Source organism: Massilia sp. P1_C10 (genome assembly GCF_056406475.1).
On record NZ_JBFUAC010000002.1, the window covers coordinates 118,191 to 137,605 of the forward strand.

Consider the following 19,415-nt stretch of genomic DNA (forward strand, 5'->3'; position numbering starts at 1 on the left):
TTTATACTGCGATACGGCCTGCGACCCGTGGGGAGCCGCAGGATCTACGAACAACCAACTCTGTTTGAAGCACCTGGACCGAATTCCTGGTGCCTTCCGGGTTCTCGATCTGGAACGCCAAGCCCTCCAAGGCCCGGCTGCCCATATCGGTCATGCGCACGCGCACCGTGGTGAGCGGCGGCGAGATGAAGCGCGCCATCGGGATATCGTCGAAGCCGACCAGCGCGACGTCGTTCGGCACGTGCACGCCCGCTTCGTTGAGGGCGAACAGGCAGCCGATCGCCATCATGTCGTTGGCGGCGAAAATCGCGTCGGGCAGGCGCTTGAGGGCCTGCATCTGCTGTCCGGCGCGGTAGCCCGAGTCCTCGGTGAAGTCGCCGCGCACCACGCTGACGTCCTGCGGATCGTAGGCCGGCAGCAGGCGCGTCATGGTTTCGCGGAAGCCGCGCAGGCGCTCCTCCGCCTCGAAATTGTTGGACGGGCCGGCGATCATCATGATGCGCCGGTGGCCCATCTCCACCAGGTGCTGCACCATGGCCGCGGCGCCGCCGTAGTTGTCGACCGCCAGCGACGAATATTCGTGCGCGGTGTCGTGCGTGTTGAGCAGCACCACCGGCAGCACGCCGGGCAGGTTATCGGACAGGAAGCTGGCGTCGACGTGGGGCGACATGATGATGAGGCCATCGACCCGGCCGCTCATCGCGCGCAGGGCGGCAGCCGCCTCGCCGGCGTCGCCGTGCGAACTCGATACCAGCAGGTGCAGGCCGCGCCGGCGCGCCGCCTGGTCGATGCCGCGAATGAGCTCGGAAAAGAATTCGCCGTACAGGTCGGGAAGGACCACGCCGATGGTGTCGGTGCGGCTGGTGGACAGGCTGCGCGCGCCGCTGTGCGGGATGTAGCGCAGGCTGCGCGCGGTCTCGAGCACCAGCTTGCGGGTTTCGTCGGTAACGTTGGTATGACCGTTCAAGGCACGCGACACGGAAGCCACCGAAACGTTCGCCGCACGCGCCACATCCTTGATCGTTACCGCCATAAGATCTTGCCTTCTTGGTCTAAGTTGCGCGAAAGTAACCGATTACATTTTTCTAATGTAGCGCATTTTTTTTGCCATCGTGTAGTTTTTCTGCTCATTTTTCCCCTGCATACAACACTTCGGTCATTACAATAATTCCATCACATCGTGAAAAATGTCCGGTAGAATCTGCGCGATGTAACCGATTACAAACCGATTTCATCTCTTTTGGCGAGTCCATGATCCCGACCTCCCCCAGCCCCGCATCCGGCGCGCGCCTGCTTTCCAACGGCCGCTTTTCCACGCTGATCACCGCCGCCGGCAGCGGCTACAGCGAGTTACCGGACTTCGCGCTGACGCGCTGGCAAGGCGACCCGGTGGAAGACGGCGACGGCTCCCTGCTCTACCTGCGCGACGCCGACAGCGGCGAATCCTGGTCGATCGGCGCGCTGTATCCGCGCGCCGGCGCCGCCTACTCCGCCGGCCGCAGCGACGCCGGCACCTGGCTGGCCTGCACCTTCCGGGACATCGAAGCGCGCCTCGAGATCGCGGTCGGCGACGCCGACGCCGAACTGCGCAAGCTCACGCTGCGCAACCTGGGCGCCGGGGCGCGCCGCATCGACGTCACGAGCTACCTCGAAATCGTGCTGAACCTGCGCGCGGCCGAATCGTCGCACCCCGCCTTCTCGAAACTGTTCGTGCAGACCGAGGCGCATGGCGACGCCCTGCTGGCGCGGCGCCGTCCGCGCGGCGCCGGCGAGAACAGCGTGTGGATGGTGCATGCGGTGCACGGCGGCGCCGGCGGCGAATTCGAAACGGACCGCAAGCGCTTCGTCGGACGGGCGAACAGCCTGGCCGCGCCGGCGATGATGGCGCCCGGCGCTACTCTCTCCGGCACCGCCGGCAACGTGCTCGATCCGGCCATGAGCCTGCGCCGCAGCGTGGTGCTGGAAGGCGGCGCCAGCGCCACCCTGAGCTTCCTGCTCGGCGCCGCGGCCGATCGCGACGCCGCATTGGCGCTGGCGCAGCGCACGGCCGATTTCGACGCGGCCAGTGCGCGCGCGGCCGCGCGCCAGAGCGACCTGCTGCGGCAACTGGGCATCGATGCGGCGCAGGCGGGTGCTTACGAAGAACTCGCGGTGGCCATGCTGTACGGCGACACCGCCCTGCGCGCGCGCGCCGACGTGCAGACCCGCGCGACCGGCAGCGCCGGCATCCTGGGCGAATATCAGATCCCCGGCGGCAAGGCGCTGTGCGTGGCGATCGCCGGCGCGGCCGATGTTCCGGCACTGCTGCTGGCCGCGCGCTACTGGCAGGCGCTGGCGCAGCCGATCCACCTGGTGGTGGTCGGCGACACCGCCGGCTGGCAGGCGCTGCCCGCCAACGCCACGCTGCTCGACCCGGCGCGGGTGCCGGCCGCGGACCTCGATCGGATCCTGGTCCTGGCGCGCGCCGTGATCGACGGCCCGCTTCCGGCGTTCGCGCCGCGCCAGCCGCGCATCGCCAGCACGCTCGCGCACATCGCCGAACCGGGCTCGCCGATGCCGGCCGAGCCGCTCCAGTTCTTCAACGGGAACGGCGGCTTTTCCGCCGACGGCAAGGAATACGTGGTGCGGATGGCGTGGGACGCATTGGCCGGCCACGTGCGCCCGCCCCTGCCCTGGACCAACGTGATCGCCAACGAAAAGGTCGGCGTGTTGATCAGCGAGACCGGCGCCGGCTACACCTGGAGCCGCAACAGCCGCGAGCACCGCCTGACGCCGTGGTTCAACGACCCGGTGCGCGACCCGCATGGCGAAGCACTGTATATACGCGACGAAGACGGCGGCGAGTTCTGGTCGCCGATGCCCGGCCCCGCGCCGGCCGACGCCGCCTACGAGGCCGTGCACGGATTCGGCTACACGACCTTCCGCCATCGCAGCCACGAGCTCGAACAGGAGACCACGGTGTTCGTGCCGCGCCACGATCCGCTGAAGATCGTCCGCGTGACCTTGCGCAACCAGTCGGCGCGCGCGCGCACGCTGTCGCTGTTCTCGTTCCAGCAGCTGGTGCTCGGCACCACGCCGTTCGACAGCGGACGCCACGTCGTCACCGGCGTCGAGGACGGCGCGCTGCTCGCCGTCAACCGCATGGCCGGCCCATTCGCCGACGGCGTCACGGTCGCCGCGGCGATTGCGCCGGGCGCCGAGCAGCAGTGGATCAGCGCCGACCGCGCCAGTTTCATCGGCGAAGGCGGCAGCTGCGCGCAGCCGGCGGCGCTGGCCCAGCCGACGCTGGACGGCCGCAGCGGCGCTGGCCTCGATCCATGCGCGGCATTCCAGCTGCGCGTCACCCTCGCCCCGGGCGCCAGCATCGACTGCGCGTTCCTGCTCGGCGAAACCACGTCGCGCGCCGACTCGCTTGCGCTGGTCGAGCGCTATCGCGCGCCCGGCGCGGTCGATGCGGCGCTTGCCGAGATGCGCGCGTTCTGGCGCGCCACCACGGGCGCCATCGAAGTGACCACGCCGGCGCCGGCGGTGGACCTGATGGTCAACGGCTGGCTGGCCTACCAGAACCTGAGCTGCCGCATCTGGGGCCGCTCGGCGTTCTACCAGTCCGGCGGCGCGATCGGCTACCGCGACCAGCTGCAGGATTCGAGCGCGATGATCTACACGCTGCCGGAGATGACGCGCCGGCAGATCCGCCTGCACGCGGCGCACCAGTTCGTGGAGGGCGACGTGCTGCACTGGTGGCATCCGGCGCCGCTGGAAAAAGGCCTGCGCACGAATTTTTCCGACGACCTGCTGTGGCTCCCGTACGTGACCGCGTTCTACATCAAGTCCACCGGCGACTGGAGCGTGCTCGATGAGGTCGAAGGCTTCCTGACCGCGCCGCTGCTGGCCGAAGGCGAGGACGAGGAATTCCTCACGCCGTCGCCATCGGGCCAGAGCGGCGACGTGTACGAGCACTGCTGCCGCGCGCTGGACCGCTCGCTGACCAGGGGCGCGCACGGCCTGCCGCTGATGGGCACCGGCGACTGGAACGACGGCATGAACCGGGTGGGACGCGAAGGCCGCGGCGAAAGCGTGTGGATGGGCTTCTTCCTGTTCCGCATCATCACCGACTTCCTGCCGATGTGCGAACGGCGCGGCGACAGCGGGCGCATTGCCAGCTACACGGCGTACCGCGACCACCTGTCGGTCGCGCTGAACGACACCGGCTGGGACGGCGAGTGGTATCGCCGCGCCTACTACGACAATGGCGCCGTGATGGGATCGAAGGACAGCGACGAGTGCAAGATCGACGCGCTGGCGCAGGCCTGGTCGGTGATTTCCGGCGCGGCGCCGGCGCACCGCGCGCAGCAGGCGCTGGACGCGATGGAACGGCATCTGGTGTCGGACAGCGAAGGCCTGATCCGCCTGCTCACGCCACCGTTCGTCGACACGCCGCAGGACCCGGGTTACATCAAGGGTTACGTGGCGGGGGTGCGCGAGAACGGCGGCCAGTACACCCACGCGGCATGCTGGGCAGTGCGCGCGGTGGCCGAAGCGGGCCGCGGCGAACGCGCGGCGCAGCTGCTCGAGAACCTGAGTCCCGTCAGCCACGCGCTGACGCCGGAGGCGGTGGCGACCTACCAGGTGGAGCCTTACGTGATCGCGGCCGATATCTATGGCGCCGATCCGCACGTGGGGCGCGGCGGCTGGACCTGGTACACGGGATCGTCCGGCTGGATGTACCGCGTGGCGCTGGAATCGGTGCTGGGCTTCACCATCGAGGGCGGCAACAGCATTCGCCTGAAGCCGGTGGTGCCGAAATCGTGGCCATCGTATTCGATCCGTTACCGGCTGGCCGATGGCGCAACCACTTACGAGATCACGGTGAAGCACGCAGCCGGCGCGGCTTCGGCTACACTGGACGGCCAGGCTGTACCCGTGACCGATGGCGCCGCGCTGGTGCCGCTGGTCGCCGACGGCAAGGCGCACCGGGTCGAGATGATCCTGCCGTCCGCTTAATTCGACGCAACCGCAATCCAACAACACCAGGGCGCACATGGCTGAACTGAGACTGGAAGGCATCCGCAAATCGTATGGCGACGTCGCCATCCTGCACGGGATCGACCTCGACATCCTCGACGGCGAGTTCATCGTCTTCGTCGGCCCTTCCGGCTGCGGCAAGTCGACGCTGCTGCGGGCCATTTGCGGCCTGGAAGATATCGACAGCGGCGAGATCGTGATCGGCGACGAGCTCGTGAACGACATGCCGCCGGCGCAGCGCGGCCTGGCCATGGTGTTCCAGAGCTACGCGCTGTACCCGCACATGACGGTGCACGAGAACATGGCGTTCGCGCTCAAGCTGGCCGGCAAGCCGAAGGCCGAAATCGACGCCGCGGTGATGAACGCGGCGCAGACGCTGCAGATCGTGCCGCTGCTGCAGCGCCGGCCGAAAGAGCTGTCCGGCGGCCAGCGCCAGCGGGTGGCGATCGGACGCGCGATCGTGCGCCAGCCGAAGGTGTTCCTGTTCGACGAGCCGCTGTCGAACCTGGACGCATCGCTGCGGGTGCAGATGCGCATCGAGCTGGCCAAGCTGCACCGCACGCTGGCGACGACGATGATCTACGTGACGCACGACCAGGTCGAGGCGATGACGCTGGCCGACCGCATCGTGGTGCTGAACGCGGGGCGCATCGAGCAGGTGGGCGCGCCGCTGGACCTGTATCACCGGCCAGACAACCTGTTCGTGGCCGGCTTCCTGGGTGCGCCGCCGATGAATTTCCTGCCGGGCCGCGTGAGCGAGCTGCTGGTGGACGGCGTGATGGTGACGCTGGCCGGCGGCGCGCAAGTCGCGGCGCCGGTGCGGATGAATCTCGGCGAAGAAGTCACGGTGGGGATCCGGCCGGAGCACATCCAGGCCGACGCGGCGGACGGGATACCGGCCAGCGTGTTCGGCGTCGAGCGGCTCGGCGAGGGCACCTACCTGTACGCCAAGGCGGAGCACAGCGGCGAACAGATCGTCGCGCGGGCCGACCCGGAGCGTCATTGGGAGATCGGCGAGCGCGTATTATTCGGAGCGCCGGCGGCGCGCGTCCACGTGTTCGACCAGGCCGGCAAACGGCGATAACCTCATCCAGGAGCTCCTCCATGTTCAAGCAAGCCTTGTTGGCCGCGTGCGCGGTCTTGTGTGTCGGCGCGGCGTCCGCTCAGGCAGTGCCCGCGCCGGCCTACGACGCCGCGCTGGCGCAATCGCTGGGCGGCAACGACAGCGGCATGCGCTCGTACGTGCTGGTGATCCTCAAGACGGGGCCGAACAAGATGGCGGATGGACCGGCGCGCAAGAAGATGTTCGAGGGCCATTTCGCCAATATGGAACGGCTGGCGGCCGACAAAAAGCTGGCGGTGGCGGGGCCGCTGGACGGCGTCGACGGCTGGCGCGGCGTGTTCGTCTTCGCCACCGGCGATATCGAAGAGGCGAAGACGTTCGTGGCTACCGATCCGGTGATCATCAACGGCGAGATGGTGGCCGAGTACCACAAGTTTTTCAGCTCGGCGGGGCTGATGGCGGTGAACGACATTCACGGCAAGATCGTGCGCAAGAAGTAGGCGGCGCGCCAAATGTAATCTGGGTGTAATCCAGCACGCGCGCGATCGCGCTATAGTGCGAGTTCTCTCTCTAGATGTGTTCACAGCCGCGCTCATTCAGCGCGGTTTTTTTTGTCTCGTCGGAAAAGATATGCCGGAGCGACAAAACCAGGATCAGGTCCGGCGGACCCGACCCCGGACCGTAGGCGGCGGTGTCGATTGACTGGAGGCGAGGACGGGAATCGAACCCATCTGAACGGCTTTGCAGGCCGTCGCATAACCTCTTTGCTACCTCGCCACGACCAATATTATGCGTGCGCCGAAGCCGCGTTTGGAGCGGCGTCAAACGATGGAGCCGACGGGTGGCGTGTCCGGTGCGCTGCCCTTGCGCCGACCGGTGTAAGCTTGTTTTTGTGCCATGGCCGGCAAGGCGCACACACGCACCAAAGCTGCCATGTGGACGCAATCTCCGACAACTAAAAACTTTTCTTGTGAGGCAATCATGAAAGCAAAAATCTGGCTGTTTGCATCCCTTCTGTCCCTGGCCGGCGTGGCAATGGCCCAAAACAAAATGGCAACCGAAATCACCGACCCTGCGAAGATCGCCGAGATCGAGAAGCACGCGCAGGCGCTGCAGTCGAACCAGCCGACCCAGGCCGACATGGGCATGAAGTCGCACAAGAAGATGCACAAGAAGATGCACAAGAAAATGAAAAAGGACATGAACAAGGACAACATGGACAAGAAGGCGCCCGAAGGCGACGCTCCCATGATGGAGAAAAAGGGCTGACGGTCCCCGGCAGCAGGTGGCGCGCAGCGCGGCTACAATGCGTGAATGAAGCCGAAGCCGCCGAAATCACCGGACGCCGCATCGAAGGAATCGGCCGGCTCGCGCAGCGAGCTGGCCGATGCGCGTCCGCGTCCGCCGCGCCAGCCGGAGCTGGACGATTGCTGCCGCAGCGGCTGCACGCCCTGCGTGTTCGACTTGTACGACGCAGCCATGGAACGTTACGATCTCGCGCTCGCCGCCTGGCTGGCGCGCCACCCCGATGCGGCCTGACGTTGCGATCACGATCCAGCGGCTTCCATCTATCCTCCCCTGAAATACAGGCTTGCGTAAATCCGTCGCTAGCGCACTACGCTTCCCGGAACTAAAGCGTCCGCCTGCAACTCTGTAGAAAGAGAGAGTCGTCGGGAGAACCACATGAACGCGCCCAATAAACTGGCTGGCAAGCGAATCGCCGTGTTGGCGGCGGACGGTTTTGAAAAGATGGAAATGGTCGCGCCGACCGCGGCACTCAGGGACGCGGGCGCCGAGGTCGTGATCGTCTCCCTGCATTCCGGCAGGATCCGCGGCATGGATGTGCATCAGCCGGCCGACCTGCTGCCGGTCCACAAAACCGTGCGCGACGCGCGCGCGCCGGACTACGACGGCCTCCTGATTCCGGGTGGCTACATCAGTCCGGACCTGCTGCGCCAGTCGGCCCCCGCGCGCGACTTCGTGCGCGCCATGAACGCCCTCGGCAAGCCGATTGCGCTGATGTCCCAGGCGCCCCTGATTCTCGTCTCGGCCGGGCTGGCGACGAACCGCACGCTGACCTCCTGGCCCGGCGTGCGCGACGACCTGGTCAATGCCGGCGCCACCTGGCTGAACGAATCGGTGGTGCGGGATGCGAACTGGCTGTCGAGCAGGTGCCCCGAGGACATCGACGCGCTCATCAACGAGCTGATCCCGTTTCTGAGCGGCGAACCCGGCAATGGTCCTGCCCTGCGTCACGGCCACTCCGATCCCCAGCGCGAGGAGCCGTCCGAAAGGCCTGGCCAGCCGCTGCGCTGGCTCGCGTCGCCGTCTCTCGGAGCCATGTTGAGCCTGGCGCTGGTCGGGGTTAGCGTGGTCGCGGCGAATCGGCGGCGCCGCGGCAAGCGCGACGCGGCAGCGCAGTCCTGAACCTACCGGAAAGCGGTTCGGCGCCGCGTCGCGCCGACAAAGACGGGCCAAGTCCGCGGGACCAGACCCAACGCGACGCCGGCGCATCCGGTCCGGGTCCAAAAAAGAATCAATCCCCCTGCTCGCTATGTCCGTTTCCGCACTGAACGGTTTCTTCCCCGATCGTATGCTCAGTGTTTCGATGGCGGCGTTTGCCACAATCGACCTCCGAGCCCGCGCGTTCTAACCCTATCTGCTATTGCAATTTACCGAAAATGAACACGCCCACTTCAGCTCCTCCCGACGCATCAACCACCGAGGTCCCGGCGGCGCGCAAAAAAAGACGTCGCCCTCCTGGCTTGTCGCTCGCGGCCTGGAAACAATTCGTCAAAGTGGCGAAGCCATACTGGCTGGAGGACAAGAAAAAGCAGGCCTGGAGCCTGCTGTTTCTGCTGATCGTCCTGATGCTGGTCGAGACCAAGCTGGCCGTGATGCTGAACAATCAGGCCGGCGAAATGACGTCGGCGCTGGCTGCGCAGAGCGGCGACCGCTTCTGGAAGTCGGTGCGCGCGTGCCTGTTCGTACTGGCGTTCGCCGTGCCGATCTACGCGTTTTACTATTACATGCGCGACCTGTTCGGCAACCAGTGGCGGCGCTGGCTCACCAGCCGCTTCCTCGATGGCTATCTGAAAGGACGCAAGTATTACGAGCTGGGATCCGACACCGAGATCGACAATCCCGACCAACGCATCAGCGAGGACATCAACACCTTCACCGGCAGGTCCATCAACTTCCTGCTGATCTTTTTAGGCTCGATCATGTCGCTGGTGGCGTTCAGCGCCGTGCTGTGGTCGATTTCACATCTGCTGGTCGGCGTGCTGGTGGCGTACGCAATGGTCGGCACCGTGGTCGCCGTCTACGTATTCGGCAATCCGCTGATCAAGTTGAATTTCTGGCAGCTGCGGCGCGAGGCGGATTTCCGTTTCAGCCTGATGCGCGTGCGCGAAAACGCCGAATCGATCGCCTTTTACCGCGGCGAGGCGCAGGAACGCGAACATATCGACAGCAAGTTCGAGAAAGTGATCGAGAATTTTGCCAGGCTGATCAAGAAGCAGCGCTCCCTCAATTTGTTCCAGCGCGCGTTCAGCCGCCTCGATCTGGTGCTGCCCGCCGTGATCCTGGCCGACGCGGTGCTGTCGGGCCAGATGGAAGTGGGGCGAGCGATTCAGGCGGCTGGAGCGTTCTCTGCGGTGCTCTCCGCGGTTGGAGTCATCGTCGACAACTTTGAAAGCCTCAGCCGCTTCGTGGCGGGAATCGACCGCCTGCAGGCGTTGTCCCAACTGGTGATGCCGCACGCAGAGTCGAAGCCCGTTGCCCCCGATGCGCACCCGCGCATCGAGACGCGTTCGGGTCAGCACCTCGCGCTCGAAGCGCTGACGCTGCATCCACCGCAATCGGAACGGGTGCTCATCAAAGAGCTGAGCCTGGCCGTGATGCCGGGCGACGCCCTGCTCATCACCGGCGACAGCGGCTGCGGAAAAAGCTCGCTGTTGCGCGCGATCGCCGGTCTGTGGCACACCGGCAGCGGCGTGATTCAACATCCGCCGCTGGAACAGCTGTTCTTCCTGCCGCAGCAGCCCTATCTCCAGATGGGCACGCTGCGCAGCCAGCTGATTTATCCAAGCGCGCAGTCACCACTGAGCGATGAGCAGCTGTCGGAGATCCTGGAGCAGGTTCACCTGCCGCTGCTGGCCGGGCGCGTGGGCGGCCTGGACGCGGTGCACGACTGGGAAAAACTGTTGTCGGTAGGCGAGCAGCAGCGCGTTGCCTTCGCGCGGGTGCTGGTCCATCAGCCGAGCATCGTCATCCTGGACGAAGCGACCAGCGCGCTCGACAGTGAAAACGAAGCAGCGTTGTATGCCCGCCTGCGCGCAAGCGGAACCACGCTGATCAGCATCGCGCACCGCGCCGCCGTGTTGCGCCATCATACCCATGTGCTGCGCCTGATGGGCGACGGCGCCTGGGAGCTGGTGGAAGCGAGCGGCTACCAGTTCGATGAGCCGGTTGCCGAATCGCGCAGTGACGGCGCAGGGTCGCAGCGAGGACAGGAATCACGCAGCGTGGCCGCTGCCGGGTAGCGCTCGATGCGGCGCTCGATCGGATTCGCGATTGAAGCGCAAATTAGCGGACGCGGGGGGAACATGCGGAAGGAGCCGCCTCGATAGCCGCTGCCCGCGGCGGAAAATACCGCGCCAGGTTGCTTGCGATCTGGGTGAATTCCGCCCCGGTCAACGGCAACTGGCGAAACGCTGTCCAGCCTTCGCGCGGGCGCGGCGTGTCGCCGGCGGCGGCGTCCGAACCGTACAGGATCCGCGCGGCGCCGACCTGGCGGATGTGTCTGACCAGCAGCGCCATCTGCGCTGCTGGCAGATTGGGCGCGGCGTTTGACGCGACATCGAACCACAGATTGCGGGTGTGCGGGTCGCGCCGCTCGACCGCGGCGGCCAGCACTCCCATCACCGCCTGGGCAGGCGGATCGTCGTAGCCCGGTCCGGAACCGGCCATGTGCGCGACTTGGACCGGGATGTCTTCGGCGAGCGGCATCAGCTGTTCGAGAAATACCTTGGCTTGCTCGGCGCCATAAGGCCGCTTCAGGCTGATGCTCGCGCGCAGGTGCACGGCAATTGCCATGCGCTTGGCGTTGGCGAACCGGAACACCTGGCGCAGCCGTTCCACATGCTCCGGTCGCTACCGCTCCCAGTTCGGTCAAAATGGTAACAGTCGTCGTCCCGTATGCTGGCAAAGCACACCAAATGAGCCGTCGCCTGCGAGCGAAACTCGTCGCGGGCATCAGTCGAGGAACGGGAGAGCAGCATGACACTTTATCTACAGAGAACCAGGTCGCTTTTGATCCCACGGCGATATTTCTGACCGCTTGTCACCATCACAGCGATAACCAGGCGCCCAAGGCCGCGATTGCCATTTCACAGCCATCGGCGGACCAGGTCACTGCGTACGTCCTGTCTTCGGCAGCGAGCAGCGATGCGGACGGGAAGATTGTCGCCCAGCGGTGGGATTTTGGCGACGGCGCGACGAGCAGCGAAATATCGCCGCGCCACGCCTATGGCGCCTCGGGTTCGTACGTCTTGAATTTGACGGTCACGGACGACGACGGTGCTACCGCGTCGGCGAACCGCACGATTGAGATCACCACTCCCGCCGTTTCGGCAGCTGTGGGGAGCATGGCACTCAACGTCGCACTGCCCCAAGTGGCCTCGATCGAGGTACCCGCTGGCTCATTTACTGCGTCCACACGGATCGGGCTGTGGACCACCGCGACCGCGGAGACCGCCGCGGACTTCGACGTGACGTCGCAGATGTTCAAAACAGCGCAGCGGGCTGCGCGTGAGATCCGGATCAACACCGGCTCGGTCCAAACCGCAAATACGCTCACCGTTAGCGCGAATGTGCCTGCTGAGCTTGCGCAGCGCCTGCAGTCTAAAGATGAGCCGAGCGTCTTTGTTCAGGTGTTCCAGGATGGCGGCGAAGAAGTGCTGGACAGCTTTGAACTGGTGCCAGCAACGTATGACGCCGCGACGAAGACTCTGCGTTTTGAGTTGCAACCGGGCATGTTTACAAACAGACGGACCGCCGACGAGACATGGGAGGCGGTTGTCATCGTCGGATCCTTTGCACGACCGAAATTGGCGCATCAAACAATTGCTCGCTCGGTTCCTTGCGCGCCGGCTCTGCCACGCTGTCGATTACGGCCACGATCGCACCGGACGATGTCGGAACGTACGAGATCGCCCTGAGCGGGGGGCTCCCCTTCCAGGATGGATCGGTCAGCGTATCCGGGACGATCGGCCAGGGAGCGACAGCGTCGTTTGTCATTCTGATCCCGTGATGCGGCGGTCGCGACGTCGAACCGCCTGACGACGTTCGTGGCGCACAAAAAAAATAGCCCACGCGAACGTGGGCTATTTTTTTCGATGCTGGAGGCGAGGACGGGAATCGAACCCGTCTAAACGGCTTTGCAGGCCGCTGCATAACCTCTTTGCTACCTCGCCGAGGAAATACTGTCTTTGCTGCACAGCCCGCGGGGGCCGCTAACAAAAAGGGAAGCCAGGCTTCCCTTTGAATTCTGGAGCGGGAGAAGAGTCTCGAACTCTCGACCTCAACCTTGGCAAGGTTGCGCTCTACCAACTGAGCTACTCCCGCATTGGAGTCCTGCATTTTACCACTACCTGCATGCGCCAGTGAAGCACTGGAGCGGGAGAAGAGTCTCGAACTCTCGACCTCAACCTTGGCAAGGTTGCGCTCTACCAACTGAGCTACTCCCGCATTTGCAAGACAGCTATTATCGCTGAAAAGGTACTTTTTTTCAAGGACAACATTTCGACGTTTGCTCCAGAATTTATGGAGCGGGAGAAGAGTCTCGAACTCTCGACCTCAACCTTGGCAAGGTTGCGCTCTACCAACTGAGCTACTCCCGCGTCGTTCACAACAGGCACGCATTATAGAGGTTCCAGCCGGGGTGTCAAGGCTGCGGCCTTAGGTTTCTTTCAATCCAGCGCGGCCGACTTTTCCTTGATCAGCGGCCAGGCCAGGCGCAGGTAATAAAACATCGACCACACCGTCAGGATCGCGGCGATGTACATGAACGCGGTGCCGACCAGCTGGGTGTCGATCGCGCCCCACACGATGTCATGGAACAGCAGCATCGGGATCGCCGTCATCTGCGCCGCGGTCTTGATCTTGCCCAGCGAGCTGACCGCCACCGAGCGCGACGCGCCGATCTGCGCCATCCATTCGCGCAGCGCCGAGATGGCAATCTCGCGGCCGATGATGATGAAGGCGATGAAGTGGTCCACCCGGTCCAGGTGCACCAGCACCAGCAGCGCGCCGGCCACCATCAGCTTGTCGGCCACGGGATCCAAAAAGGCGCCGAACGCCGAGGTCTGGTTCCAGCGCCGCGCCAGGAAGCCGTCGAACCAGTCGGTGATGGCGGCGATGATGAACACCAGGGTCGCGGCAAGGTCCTGGTCGGAACGCGGCAGCCAGTGGATTGGAAGGTAGTAGACACCGACAACGAGGGGGATGAGCGCTACGCGTAACCAGGTCAGCAGAATCGGAATGTTGAAAGGCATAAGGGGTGAACTGGTTTACTGTTAGAAATGCTTGCGCCGCTAGTCTACCGTGCTATTGCTTTTTAAACTAGTTGGGACGTGCATATGTGCAAGGCGTATGTACGAAACTGCTTGACTTGCGTCCTGCGGCGACCAAGGCGGGGTCAGGTCCGGCGGACCAGCCCCAGACTCTTAATGCAGCTGCCTGTAGATTTCTTCGGCCAGCGACGTCGAAATGCCTTCGACCGACTTCAGGTCTTCGACGCTGGCGTTGACCACGCCGCGCAGCCCGCCAAAGCGCGCCAGCAGCCGCTGGCGGCGTTTGGCGCCGATGCCTTCGATCTCTTCCAGGCTCGACGTCTGGCGCGTCTTGGCGCGCTTGGCGCGCATGCCGGTGATGGCGAAGCGATGCGCCTCGTCGCGAATCAGCGCGACGAGCATCAGCGCCGCCGATTCCTTGCCCAGCTCCTGCGGCGCGCGGCCGTCGACGAACACCAGCGTCTCGAGGCCGACCCGGCGCCCCTCCCCCTTGGCGACGCCGACGATCAGGCTGATGTCCAGCCCCAGCTCGGCGAACACCTGGCGCGCCATCTCGACCTGGCCCTTGCCGCCGTCGATCAGCACCACGTCCGGCATCACGCCGTCGCCGTTGACCACCTTCTCGTAGCGCCGCATCAGCACCTGGCGCATCGCCGCATAATCGTCGCCCGGCGTGATGCCGGTGATGTTGTAGCGGCGGTACTCGCCGTTTTGCATCGCGTGGTGATGGAACACCACGCACGAGGCCTGCGTCGCTTCGCCCATCGTGTGGCTGATGTCGAAGCATTCGATGCGCAGCGCGTCGAGGTCTTCGGTCTCCAGCCCCAGCACGTCGGCCAGCGCGCGCGTGCGCGACTGCTGCGAACCCTGCTCGGACAGCAGGCGCGCCAGCGAGATCTCGGCGCCCTTCTGCGCCAGTTCGAGCCACTGGCGGCGCTGCTTCTCCGGCTGGAAAATCAAGTTGATGCGGTGCCCGCACTGTTCGATCAGCGCCGCCATCAGGGCCGGCTGGTCGAATTCGATATTCAGGATCAGCGTACCCGGGATGAACTTCTCGCTGTAGTGCTGCGCCAGGAAAGCCGCCAGCACTTCGACCTCGATGGAGGATTCGGTGACCGCCTCGGCCACCTGGGTCGGGAAGTAGGCGCGGTCGCCCAGGTGGCGCCCGCCGCGCACCATCGCCAGGTTGACGCAGGCGCGGCCGCCCTGCACCACCACGGCGATGATGTCGACGTCGGCGTCGCCCGTCGTTTCCATGCTCTGCTGGTGCAGCACTTTGGCCAGCGACTGGATCTGGTTGCGCACCGCGGCCGCCTGCTCGAACTTGAGCTGCTCGGCAAAACCGTGCATCTTCGCTTCCAGGTCGGCCATCACTTCGCTCTGGCGCCCGCGCAGGAATTTGCCGGCGTTCTCTACGTCGATGCGGTAATCCTCGGACGCCACCAGGTCGACGCACGGCGCGCTGCAGCGGCCGATCTGGTGCAGCAGGCAGGGACGCGTGCGGTTCGAATACACGCTGTCCTCACAGGTGCGCAGCATGAACACCTTTTGCAGGATCTGGATCGATTCCTTCACCGCCCACGCGCTCGGGAACGGCCCGAAGTACTGGTTGCGCTTGTCCAGCGCGCCGCGGTAGTAGGCCATGCGCGGCACGTCCCCGCCGGTGATCTTCAGGTAGGGGTAGGACTTATCGTCGCGGAACAGGATGTTGAAGCGCGGCTTGAGCGTCTTGATCAGGTTATTTTCGAGGATCAGCGCTTCGGCTTCGCTGTGCGTCACCGTGGTCTCGAGCCGCACGATGCGCTCGACCATCATGGCGATGCGCGGGCTGGCCAAATTCTTCTGGAAGTAGCTCGACACGCGCTTCTTCAGGTCGCGCGCCTTGCCGACGTAGAGCACCGCGTCGGCGGCGTCGAAATAGCGGTACACGCCCGGCAGGTTGGGCAGCTTGGCGACGGTGGCCAGCACCTGCGCGCGCGGATCGGGATTCACTTCTGACATTCTTAATTTAGCCTTGCGTGACGATGACGAAAGCGACGCCGTAATCGGCTTCGTCGCTGATCGTCACCTGTGCACTCAGTTTATGCTGCTGCATGAATTCTTGCAGCGCGCCGCTGCAGACGATCATCGGCTTGCCGCTGGGCGAGTTGAGCATCTGCGCCGAGCGCCAGGTCATCGGCATGCGCATGCCCAGCCCGATCGCCTTCGAAAACGCTTCCTTGGCCGAGAAGCGCGTGGCCAGGAAGCGCAGGCCGCGGATCTCGTTCTTGGCGCGGCGCGCGTGGAACTTGACCAGCTCCTCGGGACCCAGGATCTTCTCGGCAAAGCGCTCGTTGCGGCCCAGCGCCGCCTCGACGCGCGAGATTTGCACGATGTCCGTGCCGATCCCGTAGATCATTGCGCGCGGCCCAGGGTGACGCCGAGGCGCGCGGCGACCATGATCGCCTTCATCTCGCGCACCGCGTTCTCGAAGCCGGCGAACACCGCATGCGCCACGATGGCGTGGCCGATATTCAGTTCGCCGATGTCGGGCAAAGCGGCGATCGCCTGCACGTTGGTGTAATGCAGGCCGTGGCCGGCGTTGACCTTCAGGCCGCGCTGCACGCCGAAGCGGGCGCCCGCGCGGATGCGTTCCAGTTCGTGCGCCAGCTCGGCGCCTTCGGCTTCGGCGTAGCGGCCCGTGTGCAGCTCGATCACCGGTGCGCCCAGGTCGGCGGCGGCGCCGATCTGCGCTTCGTCGGCGTCGATGAACAGGCTGACGCGGATGCCCTCCCCTTGCAGCTGCTTGATGGCCGCCTCGACCTGCTTGTAGTAGCGAACCACGTCCAGCCCGCCCTCGGTGGTGACTTCCTCGCGCCGCTCCGGCACCAAACACACGTCCTGCGGTTTGACCGAGCAGGCGAAGTCGATCATCTCCTGCGTCACCGCCGCTTCGAGATTCATGCGCGTGACCAGCTGCGGCCGGATCGCGATCACGTCGGCATCCTTGATGTGGCGCCGGTCTTCGCGCAGGTGCAGCGTGATGACGTCGGCGCCGGCCTGCTCGGCAAGCAGCGCGGCGCGGATCGGGTCGGGATAGACGGTGCCGCGCGCATTGCGCAGGGTCGCCACGTGGTCGATGTTGACGCCGAGGTCGATGACCGGGCCGGATGGTTGCAGGAAGCTCATGGTGGTTCCGTTGTTGTGGTTATAGCTGCAGCAGGTCGATCAGGATCTGGCGCGTGTTGAGCGGCGCGCCTCCCAGCTGGTGCGCCAGCAGGAAGCGCATCAGCTGCTTGCCCTGCGCCTGCGTCAGCGGATCGGCGTAGTCGTCGCGCTCCATGTCGAGCAGGGTCTGGCCGTCGACCGCCGGCCAGGTGTCGGAGGCGCGCGCCACGCGCGGGCCGCGCTCGGGATCGACGACGTATTCGACGCCCGGCTCGATCGGATCGTGCGAACCGGCGCAGCGGCTTAAATCCGCAGCGACGCCTGTCTCCTTAAGTAAGGCCCGTTCGAATTTTCTCAAGACGATTTGTGCCGGCTCGCCGTGCGCCAGTTGGTTCAGCGTGGCGACGTATTGATCGAACAAGGCGGGATGCGGGTCGTCGCGCGCGGTCAGCTTGACCAGCAGTTCGTTGAGGTAGAAGCCGCACAGGAGCGCGGTTCGCTCCAGCGGCAGCATGCCGCCGACCCATTCGGCGTCGATCAGCGTGCGCAGCTCGGCGCGGCCGCTCCACGACGCCGACAGCGGCTGGAAGGTTTGCAGCACCCCGCGCAGCTTGGAGTGCGGGCGCTTGGCGCCCTTGGCGACCAGTCCGATGCGCCCGTACTCGCGCGTGAACATATCGACGATCAGGCTGGTTTCTTTGTAGGGATAGCTGTGCAGGACGAAGCCCGGCTGGCCGTTGATGCGGTCGCGCGGCAAGGCGCGGCTGCGTTTCGGCGCCGCCGCGGCCGGCACGGCGATGGCGAGGTCGGCGTCGAGGGTGTCCATGCGCGGCGGCAGCCGGAAGCTGCCTTATTCGTAGCCGTAGGCGCGCAGCCCGGCTTCGTTATCGGCCCAGCCCGATTTGACCTTGATCCAGATTTCCAGGTACACGGGTCCGCCGAACAGCTTTTCCATGTCCAGGCGCGACTGGGTCGAAATCTCTTTCAGGCGCGCGCCCTTGTTACCGATCAGCATGGACTTGTGGGTGTCGCGCTCGACCAGCACGGCGGCGAAGATGCGGCGCAGGTCGCCTTCCTGCTCGAACTGCTCGATCAGCACGGTGCTGGTGTACGGAAGCTCGTCGCCGACCAGGCGGAACACTTTTTCCCGCACGATCTCGGCGGCGAGGAACTTCTCGCTGCGGTCGGTGATGTCGTCCGGCCCGAAGATCGGCGCGTTTTCCGGCAGCAGCTTCTTGATCTCGGCCTGCAGCGCGTCGACCTGGAAGCGCAGCTTGGCCGACACCGGCACGATGGCGGCGAAGTCGTGCTTGGCGGCGATCTGCTGGGCGAACGGCATCAGCGCGGCCTTGTCCTTGACGCGGTCCGACTTGTTGATCACCAGGATCACCGGCACTTCTTTCGGCAGCAGGTCGACCACTTGCTGGTCGGCCGGCCCGAAGGTGCCCGCCTCGACCAGGTAGAGGATCACGTCGGCCGAAATGAGCGTATTGGTGACAGTCTTGTTGAGCGTCTTGTTCAGCGCATTCGAGTGGCGCGTCTGGAAGCCCGGCGTGTCGACGTAGATGAACTGGGCGTCGTCGATGGTCTGGATGCCGGTGATGCGGTGGCGCGTGGTCTGCGCCTTGCGCGAGGTGATCGACACCTTGGCGCCGATCAGCACGTTCATCAGCGTCGATTTGCCGACGTTCGGGCGGCCGATGATGGCAATGTAGCCGCAACGGAAATTATCTGGGGTGCTGCTGGAGGTATTCATGCCGACTTCGTTTCTGGATGCGTTTGTTTGGGAGCCTTGGCGTCGGCCTTGCCGTCCGCTTTGGCGGGGGCTGGGGCGGCTTCGGCCTCGCTCTGGATGGTGGCGATGCCGGCCAGCTTGAGCTGGGCGGCGCGCGGCTTGGTCTTGCGCGCGCCGGCCGGCGACTTCACCAGCGCCTGCTCGGCCACCTCGAGCGCCAGCTTGGCGGCGGCCTGTTCGCCGGCGCGCCGGCTGCCGCCGCGTCCGTAGACCTGGATGCCCAGCTTCGGCACCAGGCATTCGATTTCGAATTCCTGGCTGTGCGCGGCGCCGTGGGTGGCCACCACGTTGTAGGTCGGGAGCGAGATTTTTTTACTTTGCAGGAATTCCTGCAGCAGCGTCTTGGCGTCCTTGCCCAGGGTGCGCGGATCGACCGAGTCGAGGATCGGGATGTAGAAGGCGCGGATCACGTCGCGCGCGGCGTTGAAGCCGGCGTCGAGGAAGATCGCGCCGAGCAGCGCTTCGAGGGTGTCGGCCAGGATCGACGGACGGCGGAATCCGCCCGACTTCAGCTCGCCCTCGCCCAGCCGCAAAAACTGCGACAGTTCGAGCTTCTGGGCGATTTCGTACAGCGACTGCTGCTTGACCAGGTTGGCGCGCAGGCGCGAAAGGTCGCCCTCGTCGATCGCGGCGAAGCGCTCGTACAGCACCGAGGCGACCACGCAGTTGAGGATCGAGTCGCCCAGGAACTCCAGCCGTTCGTTATGCACGCTGCTATGGCTACGGTGCGTCAAGGCTTGCTGCAACAGGCCAGCATCCTGGAACGTGTAACCTAAGCGAGTTTGCAATAACTGAAGATTCATTGGGCGAA

18 protein-coding genes and 5 tRNA genes are annotated in these 19,415 nt (G+C 65.1%); 8 read left to right on the forward strand and 15 right to left on the reverse strand.

What is annotated here, in order from left to right:
• Position 1 precedes the first annotated feature (1 nt).
• Positions 2 to 1,033, reverse strand: coding sequence for a LacI family DNA-binding transcriptional regulator (locus tag AC1D02_RS04635; protein WP_477314211.1), 1,032 nt, complete (start codon positions 1,031 to 1,033; stop codon positions 2 to 4).
• Between the two features lie 218 nt (positions 1,034 to 1,251).
• Between AC1D02_RS04635 and AC1D02_RS04640 the strand changes: the two genes are divergently transcribed.
• The 3 genes from AC1D02_RS04640 to AC1D02_RS04650 are packed head-to-tail and all read left to right on the forward strand — an operon-like array spanning position 1,252 to position 6,588.
• Positions 1,252 to 5,004, forward strand: coding sequence for a GH36-type glycosyl hydrolase domain-containing protein (locus tag AC1D02_RS04640; RefSeq protein WP_477314213.1), 3,753 nt, complete (start codon positions 1,252 to 1,254; stop codon positions 5,002 to 5,004).
• 37 nt (positions 5,005 to 5,041) lie between these two features.
• A complete protein-coding gene (locus AC1D02_RS04645; protein ID WP_477314215.1) occupies positions 5,042 to 6,109 on the forward strand; it encodes an ABC transporter ATP-binding protein in 1,068 nt (355 codons plus the stop codon).
• 20 nt (positions 6,110 to 6,129) lie between these two features.
• A complete protein-coding gene (locus tag AC1D02_RS04650) occupies positions 6,130 to 6,588 on the forward strand; it encodes a YciI family protein (RefSeq protein ID WP_477314217.1) in 459 nt (152 codons plus the stop codon).
• 203 nt (positions 6,589 to 6,791) lie between these two features.
• Here AC1D02_RS04650 and AC1D02_RS04655 read toward each other — a convergent pair.
• Both AC1D02_RS04655 and AC1D02_RS04660 read right to left on the reverse strand, forming a co-directional pair.
• Positions 6,792 to 6,865, reverse strand: a tRNA-Cys gene (locus AC1D02_RS04655).
• 44 nt (positions 6,866 to 6,909) lie between these two features.
• Positions 6,910 to 7,155, reverse strand: coding sequence for a hypothetical protein (locus AC1D02_RS04660; protein ID WP_477314219.1), 246 nt, complete (start codon positions 7,153 to 7,155; stop codon positions 6,910 to 6,912).
• Here AC1D02_RS04660 and AC1D02_RS04665 point away from each other — a divergent pair.
• The 4 genes from AC1D02_RS04665 to AC1D02_RS04680 all read left to right on the forward strand — a co-directional run bounded on the left by AC1D02_RS04665 (position 7,139) and on the right by AC1D02_RS04680 (position 10,632).
• Positions 7,139 to 7,357, forward strand: coding sequence for a hypothetical protein (locus AC1D02_RS04665; protein WP_477314221.1), 219 nt, complete (start codon positions 7,139 to 7,141; stop codon positions 7,355 to 7,357). The genes AC1D02_RS04660 and AC1D02_RS04665 overlap by 17 nt on opposite strands.
• A 45-nt stretch (positions 7,358 to 7,402) precedes the next feature.
• Positions 7,403 to 7,627, forward strand: coding sequence for an oxidoreductase-like domain-containing protein (locus AC1D02_RS04670; protein ID WP_477314223.1), 225 nt, complete (start codon positions 7,403 to 7,405; stop codon positions 7,625 to 7,627).
• A gap of 144 nt (positions 7,628 to 7,771) precedes the next feature.
• Positions 7,772 to 8,515, forward strand: coding sequence for a type 1 glutamine amidotransferase domain-containing protein (locus AC1D02_RS04675; RefSeq protein WP_477314225.1), 744 nt, complete (start codon positions 7,772 to 7,774; stop codon positions 8,513 to 8,515).
• Positions 8,516 to 8,886: 371 nt separating this feature from the next.
• Positions 8,887 to 10,632 carry an ABC transporter ATP-binding protein/permease gene (locus AC1D02_RS04680; protein WP_477314227.1) on the forward strand — a complete coding sequence of 582 codons (1,746 nt, stop codon included), beginning with the start codon at positions 8,887 to 8,889 and terminating at the stop codon, positions 10,630 to 10,632.
• 43 nt (positions 10,633 to 10,675) lie between these two features.
• On the opposite strand, the gene AC1D02_RS04685 is transcribed toward AC1D02_RS04680, so the two are convergent.
• Complete coding sequence (locus AC1D02_RS04685; RefSeq protein ID WP_477314229.1) at positions 10,676 to 11,230, reverse strand: amidohydrolase family protein; 555 nt, start codon at positions 11,228 to 11,230, stop codon at positions 10,676 to 10,678.
• Between the two features lie 77 nt (positions 11,231 to 11,307).
• Between AC1D02_RS04685 and AC1D02_RS04690 the strand changes: the two genes are divergently transcribed.
• Positions 11,308 to 12,309 carry a PKD domain-containing protein gene (locus tag AC1D02_RS04690; RefSeq protein ID WP_477314231.1) on the forward strand — a complete coding sequence of 334 codons (1,002 nt, stop codon included), beginning with the start codon at positions 11,308 to 11,310 and terminating at the stop codon, positions 12,307 to 12,309.
• A gap of 181 nt (positions 12,310 to 12,490) precedes the next feature.
• Here the strand turns inward: AC1D02_RS04690 and AC1D02_RS04695 are convergent.
• From AC1D02_RS04695 to rnc, 11 genes are all read right to left on the reverse strand, one after another.
• Positions 12,491 to 12,564, reverse strand: a tRNA-Cys gene (locus tag AC1D02_RS04695).
• A gap of 75 nt (positions 12,565 to 12,639) precedes the next feature.
• A tRNA-Gly gene (locus tag AC1D02_RS04700) sits at positions 12,640 to 12,715 on the reverse strand.
• A gap of 47 nt (positions 12,716 to 12,762) precedes the next feature.
• Positions 12,763 to 12,838 (reverse strand) — tRNA-Gly (locus tag AC1D02_RS04705).
• 76 nt (positions 12,839 to 12,914) lie between these two features.
• Positions 12,915 to 12,990: transfer RNA gene (locus AC1D02_RS04710), tRNA-Gly, on the reverse strand.
• 69 nt (positions 12,991 to 13,059) lie between these two features.
• Positions 13,060 to 13,644, reverse strand: a complete 585-nt coding sequence (gene pgsA, locus AC1D02_RS04715; protein ID WP_477314233.1) for a CDP-diacylglycerol--glycerol-3-phosphate 3-phosphatidyltransferase — start codon at positions 13,642 to 13,644, stop codon at positions 13,060 to 13,062.
• Between the two features lie 171 nt (positions 13,645 to 13,815).
• Positions 13,816 to 15,663, reverse strand: a complete 1,848-nt coding sequence (gene uvrC, locus AC1D02_RS04720; protein ID WP_477314235.1) for an excinuclease ABC subunit UvrC — start codon at positions 15,661 to 15,663, stop codon at positions 13,816 to 13,818.
• A 7-nt stretch (positions 15,664 to 15,670) separates the two neighbouring features.
• Positions 15,671 to 16,060 carry a holo-ACP synthase gene (gene acpS / locus AC1D02_RS04725; RefSeq protein WP_477314237.1) on the reverse strand — a complete coding sequence of 130 codons (390 nt, stop codon included), beginning with the start codon at positions 16,058 to 16,060 and terminating at the stop codon, positions 15,671 to 15,673.
• Positions 16,057 to 16,830 carry a pyridoxine 5'-phosphate synthase gene (gene pdxJ / locus AC1D02_RS04730; protein ID WP_477314239.1) on the reverse strand — a complete coding sequence of 258 codons (774 nt, stop codon included), beginning with the start codon at positions 16,828 to 16,830 and terminating at the stop codon, positions 16,057 to 16,059. The genes acpS and pdxJ overlap by 4 nt, the downstream gene beginning before the upstream one ends.
• 19 nt (positions 16,831 to 16,849) lie before the next feature.
• A complete protein-coding gene (recO, locus tag AC1D02_RS04735) occupies positions 16,850 to 17,635 on the reverse strand; it encodes a DNA repair protein RecO (protein WP_477314241.1) in 786 nt (261 codons plus the stop codon).
• Positions 17,636 to 17,659: 24 nt separating this feature from the next.
• Complete coding sequence (gene era, locus AC1D02_RS04740) at positions 17,660 to 18,565, reverse strand: GTPase Era (RefSeq protein WP_477314243.1); 906 nt, start codon at positions 18,563 to 18,565, stop codon at positions 17,660 to 17,662.
• Entirely contained in the window at positions 18,562 to 19,407 is an 846-nt protein-coding gene (gene rnc, locus AC1D02_RS04745; RefSeq protein ID WP_477314245.1) for a ribonuclease III, read from the reverse strand. The genes era and rnc overlap by 4 nt, the downstream gene beginning before the upstream one ends.
• Positions 19,408 to 19,415: the final 8 nt, after the last annotated feature.